Source organism: Citrobacter sp. wls757 (assembly GCF_005280935.1).
Lineage (GTDB): Bacteria > Pseudomonadota > Gammaproteobacteria > Enterobacterales > Enterobacteriaceae > Citrobacter > Citrobacter portucalensis.
This window is the reverse complement of the sequence record NZ_SZWU01000069.1, coordinates 69403-82259: the sequence shown is the minus strand read 5'-3', so window position 1 is coordinate 82259 and position 12857 is coordinate 69403. Positions and strand designations below refer to the sequence as shown.

Genomic DNA, 12857 nt, shown 5'->3' with positions numbered 1-12857 from the left:
GGCAGCTTCAGCGCCGCCGCCGCGACGCTGGGGCAAACGCCGGCGTTTGTGACAAAACGCATTCAGATCCTAGAGTCCACGCTGGGGACGACGCTGCTAAGCCGCTCAGCGCGTGGTGTAGCGCTCACGGAGAGTGGTCAACGTTGCTATGAACATGCGCAGGCGATCCTCGCGGGCTATCAGCATCTGGTCGATGACGTCACGCAACTCAAAACGCGCCCGGCAGGGATGATTCGTATCGGCTGTAGTTTTGGCTTTGGGCGCAGTTATATTGCGCCGGCAATTACCGAATTGATGCATAGCTACCCTGAATTACAGGTGCATTTTGAGCTTTACGATCGGCAAATTGATTTGGCACAGGATAATATCGATTTGGATATTCGTATTAATGACGAGATACCGGATTATTATATTGCGCATTTGTTAACGAAAAACAAAAGAATATTGTGTGCGGCCCCACCGTACTTACAAAAATACGGTGAGCCGATGACGTTACAGGAATTAAGTCGTCATGATTGTCTGGTCACTAAAGAACGCGATATGACTCACGGGGTGTGGGAACTGGACAATGGTCAGGAGAAAAAGTCGGTCAAGGTGGCGGGACATCTTTCCTCTAACAGCGGTGAGATTGTGTTGCAGTGGGCGCTACAGGGAAAAGGGATCATGCTGCGTTCTGAATGGGATGTGCAGCCGTTTCTGGCCAGCGGTGAACTGGTGCGTGTGCTGCCGGACTATGCGCAGAGCGCTAATATCTGGGCGGTTTATCAGGAGCCGCTGTATCGCAGCGTGAAGCTGCGCGTGTGCGTGGAATTTCTGGCGACGTGGTGTCAGAACCGATTAGGCAAACCGGTGGAGGGGTATCACATCCCCCACGCCGGATAAGACGCCGTTGCGTCGCTATCCGACAATAAAATCACTCGGGGTCTCGTTCGCGTTTTTTCTTCAACTTGGTCCAGATCTTCGGCTCCTGACGACGCCACAGACGCTGAATGTTGTCATGGTGACGAAGCAGAATTAAGCACGACAGCATGGACACCGGGAAAGTGAACTGGGGATTGAACCACCAGACGTAAAAAGGGGCGATCAACGCGCTGACGATAGCGCCTAACGACGAGTAGCCGCTCAACAGGACGGTCAGCAGCCAGGTCCCGGCCATCACGCCGGTTAAGTCCCAACCAATCGGCGCAATCGCGCCAAAAGCGGTGGCAACGCCTTTCCCACCTTTAAAGCCGAAGAACACCGGCCAAATGTGGCCCAGACAGGCGGCGATTGCGATCAATCCCAGCCAGAAGGGGCTGACGCCTAGCGCATAGGCACCCCAGACGGGTAACATACCTTTCAGGACGTCGAAAATCAGTACCGCGACGGCGGCTCCCTTGCCACCGATGCGCAGCACGTTTGTCGCGCCCGGATTCCCAGAGCCGCTGTCGCGCGGGTCCGGCAATCCAGCAAGGCGGCATACCAGAATAGCACTGGAAATTGAGCCACAGAGGTACGCGAAGATAATCATTCCAGGCGCGATTGCACTCATAAGCTGTTCCGTTTTGAAAATGTCGTGTAAAACGCTACTTCTGTGGATAATACGCATATTTCGCCGGAAGTGGTATCCGGGTTAGCCAAAAAGCAGGCAGGTCGTGATGGATATTGTATTTATAGAGCAACTTTCTGTAATCACCACTATTGGTGTTTACGACTGGGAACAAACGATCGAACAACGGTTGGTGTTCGATATCGAAATGGCATGGGATAACCGCAAATCGGCTAAAAGCGATGATGTGGCTGATTGCCTGAGCTATGCTGATATTGCTCAAACGGTTGTTAATCATGTGGAAGGTGGGCGCTTTGCGCTGGTAGAACGGGTTGCGGAAGAGGTGGCAGATCTCCTGCTTAGCCGCTTTAATTCTCCCTGGGTACGGATCAAACTCAGTAAACCTGGCGCGGTAGCCCGTGCGGCGAACGTCGGGGTTATCATTGAGCGTGGCAATAATCTGAAAGAAAATAATTAATTTAATAATTTCTAAAACAAACGGGTATAAAAGGGTCCTTTCGTCGGCTCTTTTTTGCCGTGGTTTCTCTATCTAGGGGTTTATTAATGAGTGATATGCACTCGCTGCTGGTGGCGGCAATTTTGGGTGTGGTCGAAGGATTGACGGAATTTTTACCCGTTTCCAGTACCGGCCATATGATTATTGTTGGCCACCTGTTGGGTTTTGAGGGTGACACTGCAAAAACATTCGAAGTGGTTATCCAGTTAGGTTCTATCCTGGCCGTTGTGGTGATGTTCTGGCGACGTCTGTTTGGCCTGATCGGCATTCACTTCGGCAAGGCTCCGCATGAAGGCACTGGCAAAGGTCGACTGACGCTGGGACATATCCTGTTGGGGATGATTCCAGCCGTGGTACTGGGGCTAATCTTCCACGACACCATCAAATCGCTGTTTAACCCGATCAACGTGATGTATGCGCTGGTGGTGGGGGGTGTACTGCTGATTGCCGCAGAATGCCTGAAGCCGAAAGAACCGCGTGCGCCGGGTCTGGATGATATGACCTATCGCCAGGCGTTTATGATTGGCTGTTTCCAGTGTCTGGCGCTGTGGCCGGGTTTTTCTCGCTCCGGGGCGACGATTTCTGGCGGCATGCTGATGGGCGTGAGTCGTTACGCGGCCTCTGAATTCTCCTTCCTGTTGGCTGTGCCGATGATGATGGGCGCGACGGCGCTGGATCTCTACAAGAGCTGGTCTTTCCTTAGCGCATCAGATATTCCGATGTTTGCAGTCGGTTTCGTGACGGCGTTTATCGTGGCGCTGGTGGCGATCAAAACCTTCCTGCAACTGATTAAACGCATCTCGTTCATTCCGTTTGCGATTTACCGCTTTATTGTGGCGGCTGCCGTTTACGTCGTGTTCTTCTGATGTCTTGCCGTGGTGCCGGATGGCGGCGTTTTGCCTTATCCGGCCTACGGGTTATATCCGTTTCGAACCTGTAGGCCGGATAAGCACAGCGCATCCGGCAACGCAGTGTCTACGCTTTCGGGCACCGCTGCTCCTTCCAACTGGCTACCGCCGCGATGCGACGCCGGGTCAGTTCTTCACGAATTGCCTGACCTTTGAATCCAGCTTCAACCACGTCTTTCGTTGGCACCGCCTGCGCAACCTGCCAGGCTTCACGCAACAGTCTGCCTTGCGGATAATCTGCTGCTTCAAAACCGGTTCGCCCACGCACATCGGCCTCGCTGGTGAGGGCGATTTGCTCCACGCGCTGCGGTTTGCGCCAGGCATCGATGGAATCAAACAGCTTAACGATGGTTTTCGGCTGCAGGATCGGGAAGGTATGAATGAGGTCGTGGAACTCGGAAACCAGTTTGGCTAAATCACGGATGTCATTCGGCACGCGCAGGCGCTGGCACAGTTGTTCGACAAGCTTAACACCTGCCGGACCGTGGCCGTGATGGCGCGGCCACAGCGCTTTAGGCGTCAATGCCTTGCCAAGATCGTGGCACAGCGTAGCAAAACGCACGTCGACCTCCGGACTTAACATGGCTGCCATCGACAGCGTCATCAGCGTGTGAATGCCGGTGTCGATTTCCGGATGCCACTGCGCGGGGGCTGGAACGCCAAACAAAGCATCCACTTCCGGAAACAGGACGCGCAGTGCGTCGCAGTCGCGCAGGACCTGGAAAAATACCTGTGGGTTACGGGTGGTTAATGCGCCTTCGGTTTCTTTCCACACCCGCTCTGGTGTCAGATGCTCCAGTTCACCAGCGGTGGTCATGTCACGCATCAGCGTCATGGTTTCGTCAGCAATACGAAAACCGAGGTGCGCATAGCGGGCAGCAAAGCGCGCCACGCGCAGCACGCGCAGCGGATCTTCGCTAAAGGCAGATGAAACATGGCGCAGCAGACGGTTTTCCAGATCGTCGCGTCCGTTGTACGGGTCGATAATCTCCCCGTCGTCATCGCGGGCGATTGCGTTGATGGTCAGGTCACGACGCTGAAGATCGGCCTCCAGCGTGACATCTGCGGCGGCATAGCAGGTGAACCCGGTATACCCCGAGCCTGACTTACGTTCGGTACGCGCCAGCGCATACTCTTCGCGGGTTTGCGGATGCAGAAACACGGGAAAATCGCGGCCTACCTGCTGGTAGCCCGCGTCGAGCATCTCTTGCGGCGTGGCGCCAACAACAACCCAATCTTTATCTTTAATCGGTAGCCCTAATAACGCATCCCGAACAGCACCACCGACCAGATAAATCTTCACGCCACTTTCCTTTTGAAAACTATGATCCCTTAATCATATGTCAGTGTGGCGGAGAAGGCGATTCAGTTCATCCAGCGATCTTTGCGTTTACGGCTTGGGATCATGTGTGGCAGAACCAGGCCGAGCAGCAGACCAAGACCCAACACGCCGCCACCGTACATAAACCACTGCATGATGATGGTGCGCTGTTTGTCATCAAGCTGAAGGTTGGCTGCGCTGACCTTCTTTTGCGCCACGATAAGCTCGTTTTTCAGCTTCTGGTTTTCTTGTTTCAGCCCGTCGATCACGCTGTCGCTTTGCGCTACCTTTTGCTGCATATCAGCGGTGCGCTGGTTCCACGTGGTATCGATATTATTGAGCTTATCGGTCAAGGTCTTAACCTGGTTTTCCAGATCGGGAACGCGGGTACGCAGGCTCGGCGTACTGTTCAGCTCTTTCAGTGGGATCCAGGCGGTACGTCCGGTGCTGTCTTTCACCTGGCCGTAGTTAGTGTTGGCATCGGTCTGTAATAGCGTGACTTCCTCGCCGGCATTAACCGTACCCACGAGGCGATAATTATCTCCCGGACCGCTGCGGACCCAAGTGTTCAGTTCGTCAGAGACATAGCGCTTTTCTTCGGCATGAGAGACTGCAGTGGCGCTAAGTGCGAGTAAAGTTAATCCAATCAGGCGTAATTTTGGCATCAGGCTGTCGTTATTGTCATAGAAAGTGGAACGATAGTAGTGGCATCAGTGTCTCTACGCAAAGCATTCGACATCAATCGGAATCATCTGTGTCCTTTTTGCCACCACTCGAAACTTTTACGCCCGTCAAATTGCTCGTTGCATGGCAATTTGGCGCAAAATACTATCTACTGACCATAAAGAACGAACTTAGTTCGCAGTCAGTTTTCTCAACTGTGACATAACCCATAAGTACAAGACCATGGCCCAGGAAATCGAATTAAAATTTATCGTCAATAATGACGCTGTAGATGCGCTACGTGAACGTCTGAATACGCTGGGGGGAGAACATCATGCGCCCAGCCAGTTGCTGAATATCTACTACGAAACACCGGATGCGTGGTTGCGTGGTCACGATATGGGGCTGCGTATTCGCGGTGAAAATGGTCATTACGAAATGACCATGAAAATTGCCGGACGCGTGACGGGCGGACTGCACCAGCGGCCAGAATATAACGTTGCGCTAAACGCGCCTGAGCTGGACCTCACCTTGTTCCCAACGGAAGTCTGGCCTGATGGCGAGCTGCCCGCTGAACTTGCTTCTCAAGTGCAGCCGTTGTTCAGCACCGATTTTTACCGTGAGAAATGGTTGGTTGATGTTGATGGCAGCCGGATTGAAATGGCCCTCGATCTGGGGGAGGTGAAAGCGGGCGAGTTTGCAGAACCTATCTGTGAGCTTGAACTTGAACTGCTAAGCGGCGATACCCGTGCGGTACTGAAGCTGGCAAACCAGCTGGTTTCGCAAACCGGTTTACGCCAGGGTAGCTTGAGCAAAGCAGCGCGCGGTTATCACCTGGCTCAGGGAAATGCGCCGCGCGAACTCAAACCGACACGCATTTTGAAAGTTCCGGCGAAAGCGAGTATTGAGCAGGGGCTGGAAGCGGCGCTGGAGCTGGCATTATCACAGTGGCAGTACCATGAAGAGCTGTGGGTGCGCGGCGTTAAAGGGGCGAAAGCCGAGGTGCTGGCGGCTATGGGCCTGGTGCGTCACATTCTGATGCTGTTTGGCGGTAATGTGCCGCGAAAAGCGAGCGCTCACTTACGTGATTTGTTGACCCAGTCGGAAGCGATCATTTCGTCGGACGTTTCTGCTGTATCGGCGGTTTACAGCACGCAAACGGCAATGGCCAAGCTGGCGCTGACCGAATGGCTGGTGACCAAAGGATGGCAGCCGTTCCTTGATGCGAAGGCGCAGGGAAAAATTGCCGACTCCTTTAAGCGTTTCTCGGATACCCATCTTTCACGCCATGCCGCTGAGCTGAAGACCGTTTTTGCGCAGCCGCTGGGCGATCAGTACGCCGATCAGCTTCCTCGTTTGACGCGCAACATTGATAGCATGCTGATGCTGGCGGGATACTACGACGAAAATGTCGCATCAGAATGGATCGCCAACTGGCAGGGTTTGCGCCACGCCATTGCGGCCAATCAATATATTGAAATTGAACACTTCCGTAACGAGGCAATTGCACTGGAACCGTTCTGGCTGCACAGCGGAAAACGATAATCAGGGCCGAGGCCGGGATGCCTGATGGCGCTGCGCTTATCAGGCCTACGCGATGTGTGTAACTGTCATGTAGGCCGGATAAGGCTAAACGCCGCCATCCGGCACCATTCAAAGGATAACCCGTAAATGAAGCAGCTCTCTTCACCGTTACAGCAGTACTGGCCGACCGTTGTTGAGCGGCTGCCAGCAGCAATATCTGAGTCCTCGCTTAGCGTTCAGGCGAAGTCAGTACTTACATTCAGTGATTTTGTCCGTGACAGCATTATTGCCCATCCCGAATGGCTGGCTGAGCTGGAAAGCGCTCCCCCCCTGGCGGATGAATGGCAACACTATGCCGACTGGTTACAGCAAACATTGGCTGACGTCAGCGATGAAAACACGCTGATGCGTGAGCTACGCCTGTTTCGCCGACGTATCATGGTGCGTATCGCCTGGGCACAGACGCTGTCGCTGGTGACCGAAGAGAGTATTTTGCAGCAGCTAAGCCATCTGGCTGAAACGTTGATCGTCGCCGCGCGCGACTGGTTATACGCTGCCTGCTGTCGCGAATGGGGTACGCCCTGTAATCCTGAAGGTGTGGCGCAGCCGCTGCTGATTTTAGGCATGGGGAAACTGGGCGGCGGCGAGCTGAATTTTTCCTCCGATATCGACCTGATTTTTGCCTGGCCTGAGCACGGCAGTACGCAGGGCGGGCGCCGCGAGCTGGATAACGCCCAGTTCTTTACCCGTATGGGCCAGCGGCTCATCAAGGTATTAGATCAGCCCACAATGGATGGGTTTGTCTATCGGGTGGATATGCGTTTACGCCCGTTTGGCGACAGCGGTCCGTTGGTACTGAGCTTCTCTGCGCTGGAGGGTTATTACCAGGAGCAAGGGCGCGACTGGGAACGCTATGCGATGGTCAAAGCCCGCATTATGGGCGATGCCGACGGCACTTACGTCAGCGAGCTTCGTGCCATGCTGCGGCCTTTTGTTTTCCGTCGCTATATTGATTTCAGCGTGATCCAGTCGTTGCGTAACATGAAAGGGATGATTGCGCGTGAAGTGCGCCGCCGTGGTCTGAAAGACAACATCAAGCTGGGGGCGGGCGGTATTCGCGAAATCGAATTTATCGTGCAGGTATTCCAGCTGATTCGCGGCGGACGTGAACCGTCGCTGCAATCCCGCTCGCTGTTACCGACGCTTAGCGCCATCAATGCGCTGCACCTGCTGTCTGATACCGATACGGAACAACTGCGAGCAGCCTATCTCTATTTACGCCGCCTGGAAAACCTGCTGCAAAGCATCAATGATGAACAGACCCAAACGTTGCCAGGCGATGAACTGAATCGCGCGCGGCTGGCGTGGGGGATGAACGTTGATGACTGGCAGCAATTAACTGATGTGCTGGCCAATCATATGGACAACGTACGCCGGGTATTTAACGAGCTGATTGGCGATGACGAAGCTGAAACCCAGGAAGAGTCGCTTTCAGAACAGTGGCGCGAACTGTGGCAGGATGCATTACAGGAAGATGACACCACGCCGGTGCTGACGCATCTGGCGGATGACGATCGCCGGCGCGTGCTGTCTCTGATTGCTGATTTCCGCAAAGAGCTGGATAAACGCACCATTGGTCCACGCGGACGCCAGGTGCTGGATCATTTAATGCCGCATCTGCTGAGCGATGTCTGTACGCGTGACGATGCCTCAGTCCCGCTATCGCGCATTACCCCTCTGCTGGTGGGGATTGTTACCCGTACGACCTATCTGGAACTGCTGAGCGAATTCCCCGGGGCGCTGAAGCATCTGATTTCGCTCTGTGCGGCCTCGCCGATGGTCGCCAGCCAGCTGGCGCGGTATCCGCTGTTGCTCGATGAACTGCTGGATCCGAACACCCTGTATCAACCCACCGCGACGGACGCCTACCGTGATGAGCTGCGCCAGTATTTGCTGCGCGTGCCGGAAGATGACGAAGAGCAGCAACTTGAGGCTCTGCGCCAGTTTAAGCAAACGCAGCTACTGCGTATTGCTGCAGCTGATATCGCCGGTACGCTGCCGGTGATGAAGGTGAGCGACCATTTAACCTGGCTGGCGGAAGCTATTATTGATGCGGTAGTCCAGCAGGCGTGGACGCAGATGGTCGCGCGCTACGGTCAACCCACTCATCTTGGCGAACGCGAGGGGCGTGGCTTTGCCGTCGTCGGTTATGGCAAGCTGGGCGGCTGGGAACTGGGTTACAGCTCGGATCTCGATTTGATCTTCCTGCATGACTGTCCGATGGACGTGATGACGGACGGTGAGCGTGAGATTGACGGGCGACAGTTCTATCTGCGTCTGGCGCAGCGCATTATGCACCTCTTCAGTACCCGTACTTCGTCCGGTATTTTATACGAAGTGGATGCGCGTTTGCGTCCGTCAGGGGCGGCGGGGATGCTGGTGACATCGGCTGATGCTTTCGCCGATTATCAGCGTAACGAAGCCTGGACATGGGAGCATCAGGCGCTGGTGCGTGCTCGTGTAGTGTACGGCGACCCGCAGTTGACCTCTCAGTTTGATGCGATTCGTCGCGATATCATGACCCTCGTCCGCGATGGGAAAACCTTGCAGACCGAGGTGCGCGAAATGCGTGAGAAAATGCGTGCCCATTTGGGCAATAAGCATCGCGATCGTTTTGATATCAAAGCGGATGAAGGCGGCATCACAGACATTGAGTTTATTACGCAGTATCTGGTGCTGCGCTATGCGCATGAAAAACCGAAGCTGACGCGCTGGTCGGATAACGTGCGCATTCTGGAATTACTGGCGCAAAACGACATTATGGACGAACAGGAAGCGCTGGCGCTTACCCGTGCTTATACGACGTTGCGTGATGAACTTCATCATCTTGCGTTGCAGGAACTTCCGGGCCATGTGGCGCTGGAGCACTTTGACGCTGAACGTACGCTGGTGCGTGACAGCTGGCAGAAGTGGCTGGTTGCCGAGTGAAGTGTGCTATTATCGCGCGCAAATTTTAAGACCCTCAGAGAATCTCTCAGGAGACAGGAATGAAAGTAACGCTGCCAGAGTTTGAACGTGCAGGAGTCATGGTTGTCGGTGATGTGATGCTGGATCGCTACTGGTACGGTCCTACCAGCCGTATTTCACCTGAAGCGCCGGTTCCGGTGGTGAAGGTCGATACCATCGAAGAACGTCCCGGTGGCGCAGCAAACGTGGCGATGAACATTGCCTCTCTGGGAGCGAATTCGCGTCTGGTGGGCCTGACCGGTATTGACGACGCGGCGCGTGCGCTGAGCAAAACGCTGGCGGATGTGAACGTAAAATGCGATTTCGTTTCCGTGCCGACCCATCCGACGATCACCAAACTGCGCGTGCTTTCCCGCAACCAGCAGCTGATTCGCCTGGATTTCGAAGAAGGTTTTGAAGGTGTGGATCCGCAGCCGCTGCACGAGCGTATTAACCAGGCGCTGGGTTCTATCGGCGCTCTGGTGCTCTCCGACTACGCCAAAGGCGCGTTGGCAAGCGTGCAGCAGATGATTGCTCTGGCGCGTAAGGCTGGGGTGCCGGTGCTTATCGATCCGAAAGGAACCGATTTTGAACGCTACCGTGGCGCAACGCTGCTGACACCGAACCTGTCTGAGTTTGAAGCGGTGGCCGGTAAGTGCAAAAGCGAAGACGAGCTGGTTGAGCGCGGCATGAAAGTGATTGCTGATTTCGACCTTTCCGCACTGCTGATCACGCGATCCGAGCAGGGGATGACGTTGCTGCAACCGGGCAAATCTCCACTGCATATGCCGACGCAGGCGCAGGAAGTGTATGACGTGACCGGTGCAGGCGATACGGTTATCGGCGTGCTGGCGGCGACGCTGGCGGCGGGTAACTCACTGGAAGAGGCGTGCTATTTTGCTAACGCCGCAGCCGGTGTTGTCGTTGGTAAGCTGGGGACCTCCACCGTTTCTCCGATTGAACTCGAAAATGCCGTGCGCGGTCGGGCCGATACTGGCTTTGGCGTGATGAGCGAATCTGAGCTGAAACAGGCCGTTGCCAGCGCCCGCAAGCGCGGCGAGAAAGTGGTAATGACCAACGGTGTGTTTGACATCCTGCATGCGGGCCATGTTTCCTATCTGGCGAATGCGCGCAAGCTGGGCGATCGCCTGATCGTGGCGGTCAACAGCGATGCTTCGACCAAACGTCTGAAAGGTGAAACGCGTCCGGTCAACCCGCTGGAACAGCGTATGATCGTACTGGGCGCGCTGGAGGCCGTCGACTGGGTGGTCTCTTTTGAAGAAGATACGCCGCAGCGTCTGATTGCGGGCATTCTGCCGGATCTGCTGGTAAAAGGCGGTGATTATAAGCCGGAACAGATTGCGGGTAGTGAAGAGGTGTGGGCGAACGGCGGTGAAGTGCTGGTGCTGAACTTCGAAGATGGCTGCTCCACGACAAATATCATCAAGAAGATCCAGAAAGATAGCGATAAATAACACCTGAAAAGTTTGCCGGATGGCGGTGTGAACACCTTATCCGGCCTACGTGACGTAACGTTTGTAGGCCGGATAAGACGCTTTCGCGTCGCCATCCGGCATTTTTACGTTTTATTCTTGAGCCACAGCGCTACTTTCCACTGATATACCCGCCATATTTCATCCCCCTCTTAGATTTCGTAGGAAACTGTGAAGCAGGCGGTTTTTTTGCGCACAATATGTACAGAATAACTTCGTATCCAGGGAAATACTGAAATTAGAAAAAGCATATGGCCTTAGCAGATATTCAATAACTGGAGGGTATGCTCATGAACAGCAATATGTATTCACTGAACAATTTCGATTTCCTGGCCCGTAGTTTTGCCAGGATGCAGGCTGAGGGCCATCCCATTGATATCCAGGCGATAACCGGGAATATGGATGAAGAACATCGTAGCTGGTTTTGCAAACGCTATGCGCTGTACTGCCAGCAGGCGACGGAAGCCAGGAAGCTAGAACTGGAACACTAACAGAAAAACGGGCCTTGCGGCCCGTTGTCGTTTTTACTCTTGCGGATCAACTGGCGGGATCGCGGGGGCTGGCTTAACGTCTGCCGTTTTATCACGTGATTCAAGCTCAGTCAGACGTTGCTCAAGCAGCGCCAGCTTTTCACGCGTGCGCAATAAAACCTGAGTCTGTACATCGAATTCTTCGCGGCTTACCAGATCCAGACGGGTCAGCTGTGACTGCAGCGTTTGACGAATTTTCTTCTCGACGTCTTCGCCAAACTCGCGGATCCCTTTCGGCATCGACTCGTGAACCTGACGAGCAATCTGCTCAATTTTTTTCGGGTCAATCATTGTGGTTTCCCTGAACTGGTACGTGTTGCTGCCTATTGTAGTGCGAACTGGCACAGGCATAAACCAGAATTGTGTGAAGCTAAGACGAGTAAAGGCGTTGATGAAGGTAATCAATAGCGTTATAGTTAACCCGCTTATTCTCAGGGCGGGGCGAAATTCCCCACCGGCGGTAAATCAACTGATGTTGAAAGCCCGCGAGCGCTTTTTGTTACGGCAAAAAGGTCAGCAGATCCGGTGTAATTCCGGGGCCGACGGTTAGAGTCCGGATGGGAGAGAGTAACGATCCAGTCGGGCATGGACCCGCTCACGTTATTTTTTTGCCGCTTAGACGGTACTCCTAAGACTGCCCTGATTCTGGTAACCATAATTTTAGTGAGGTTTTTTTACCATGAATCAGACGCTACTTTCCTCTTTTGGTACGCCTTTCGAACGTGTTGAACATGCGCTGTCTGCGCTGCGTGAAGGACGCGGTGTAATGGTGCTTGACGATGAAGACCGTGAAAACGAAGGCGATATGATTTTCCCGGCAGAAACCATGACCGCAGAACAGATGGCGCTGACCATCCGTCACGGTAGCGGTATTGTTTGCCTGTGCATCACTGAAGACCGACGCAAACAGCTCGATCTGCCAATGATGGTGGAAAATAATACCAGCGCTTACGGTACCGGTTTTACCGTGACCATTGAAGCCGCAGAAGGCGTAACCACCGGCGTTTCCGCAGCAGACCGTGTTACTACGGTGCGTGCGGCAATTAAGGATGGCGCAAAACCTTCCGATCTTAACCGTCCGGGGCACGTTTTCCCGCTGCGTGCTCAGGCAGGCGGCGTGTTGACCCGCGGTGGTCATACTGAAGCAACCATCGACCTGATGACGCTGGCAGGGTTTAAACCAGCCGGTGTGCTGTGCGAACTGACCAATGATGACGGCACCATGGCCCGTGCGCCAGAGTGCATCGAATTTGCCGGTAAGCATAATATGGCTGTAGTGACTATCGAAGACCTGGTGGCTTACCGTCAGGCGCATGAGCGCAAAGCCAGCTAATTGCTGACTACCGCGACAACCGTGGTAGGGATAA

General features: G+C 54.3%; 12 protein-coding genes and 1 riboswitch. Of the genes, 8 read left to right on the top strand and 4 right to left on the bottom strand.

From position 1 onward, the window contains the following. Window positions 1-882 (top strand): LysR family transcriptional regulator (locus FDW94_RS19185; protein WP_137378121.1); only part of this gene is annotated, 882 nt, incomplete at its 5' end. A gap of 31 nt (window positions 883-913) precedes the next feature. Here the strand turns inward: FDW94_RS19185 and plsY are convergent. Next, the gene (gene plsY, locus FDW94_RS19180) at window positions 914-1531 is read right to left on the bottom strand and encodes a glycerol-3-phosphate 1-O-acyltransferase PlsY (RefSeq protein WP_003828443.1); all 618 of its coding nucleotides are present in this window, start codon (window positions 1529-1531) and stop codon (window positions 914-916) included. Window positions 1532-1637: 106 nt separating this feature from the next. Between plsY and folB the strand changes: the two genes are divergently transcribed. Both folB and bacA read left to right on the top strand, forming a co-directional pair. Then, the gene (gene folB / locus FDW94_RS19175; protein WP_003024659.1) at window positions 1638-2006 is read left to right on the top strand and encodes a bifunctional dihydroneopterin aldolase/7,8-dihydroneopterin epimerase; all 369 of its coding nucleotides are present in this window, start codon (window positions 1638-1640) and stop codon (window positions 2004-2006) included. Between the two features lie 86 nt (window positions 2007-2092). Further along, window positions 2093-2911, top strand: coding sequence for an undecaprenyl-diphosphate phosphatase (bacA, locus tag FDW94_RS19170; protein ID WP_003828439.1), 819 nt, complete (start codon window positions 2093-2095; stop codon window positions 2909-2911). Between the two features lie 109 nt (window positions 2912-3020). Here bacA and FDW94_RS19165 read toward each other — a convergent pair whose 3' ends face one another. Together FDW94_RS19165 and FDW94_RS19160 are read right to left on the bottom strand one after the other, a co-directional pair. Then, window positions 3021-4256, bottom strand: a complete 1236-nt coding sequence (locus FDW94_RS19165; protein WP_048215522.1) for a multifunctional CCA addition/repair protein — start codon at window positions 4254-4256, stop codon at window positions 3021-3023. Window positions 4257-4318: 62 nt separating this feature from the next. Further along, complete coding sequence (locus FDW94_RS19160) at window positions 4319-4939, bottom strand: TIGR04211 family SH3 domain-containing protein (protein ID WP_003828434.1); 621 nt, start codon at window positions 4937-4939, stop codon at window positions 4319-4321. Window positions 4940-5180: 241 nt separating this feature from the next. Between FDW94_RS19160 and FDW94_RS19155 the strand changes: the two genes are divergently transcribed. From FDW94_RS19155 to glgS, 4 genes are all read left to right on the top strand, one after another. After that, window positions 5181-6482: an inorganic triphosphatase gene (locus tag FDW94_RS19155; protein ID WP_137378094.1), complete on the top strand. Its 1302-nt coding sequence runs from the start codon at window positions 5181-5183 to the stop codon at window positions 6480-6482. 126 nt (window positions 6483-6608) lie between these two features. Then, the gene (gene glnE, locus FDW94_RS19150; RefSeq protein ID WP_137378093.1) at window positions 6609-9449 is read left to right on the top strand and encodes a bifunctional [glutamate--ammonia ligase]-adenylyl-L-tyrosine phosphorylase/[glutamate--ammonia-ligase] adenylyltransferase; all 2841 of its coding nucleotides are present in this window, start codon (window positions 6609-6611) and stop codon (window positions 9447-9449) included. Window positions 9450-9508: 59 nt separating this feature from the next. Further along, window positions 9509-10942 (top strand): bifunctional D-glycero-beta-D-manno-heptose-7-phosphate kinase/D-glycero-beta-D-manno-heptose 1-phosphate adenylyltransferase HldE, encoded by a 1434-nt coding sequence (hldE, locus tag FDW94_RS19145; protein WP_111464924.1) that lies wholly within the window; start codon window positions 9509-9511, stop codon window positions 10940-10942. Between the two features lie 302 nt (window positions 10943-11244). Continuing rightward, window positions 11245-11451: a cell surface composition regulator GlgS gene (gene glgS, locus FDW94_RS19140; protein WP_008785836.1), complete on the top strand. Its 207-nt coding sequence runs from the start codon at window positions 11245-11247 to the stop codon at window positions 11449-11451. A gap of 33 nt (window positions 11452-11484) precedes the next feature. Here the strand turns inward: glgS and ubiK are convergent, their stop codons facing one another. After that, window positions 11485-11781 (bottom strand): ubiquinone biosynthesis accessory factor UbiK, encoded by a 297-nt coding sequence (gene ubiK, locus FDW94_RS19135; RefSeq protein ID WP_137378092.1) that lies wholly within the window; start codon window positions 11779-11781, stop codon window positions 11485-11487. A gap of 132 nt (window positions 11782-11913) precedes the next feature. Then, a riboswitch (FMN riboswitch) is annotated at window positions 11914-12063 on the top strand. A 106-nt stretch (window positions 12064-12169) separates the two neighbouring features. Between ubiK and ribB the strand changes: the two genes are divergently transcribed. Then, complete coding sequence (gene ribB / locus FDW94_RS19130) at window positions 12170-12823, top strand: 3,4-dihydroxy-2-butanone-4-phosphate synthase (RefSeq protein WP_137378091.1); 654 nt, start codon at window positions 12170-12172, stop codon at window positions 12821-12823. Window positions 12824-12857 lie beyond the last annotated feature (34 nt).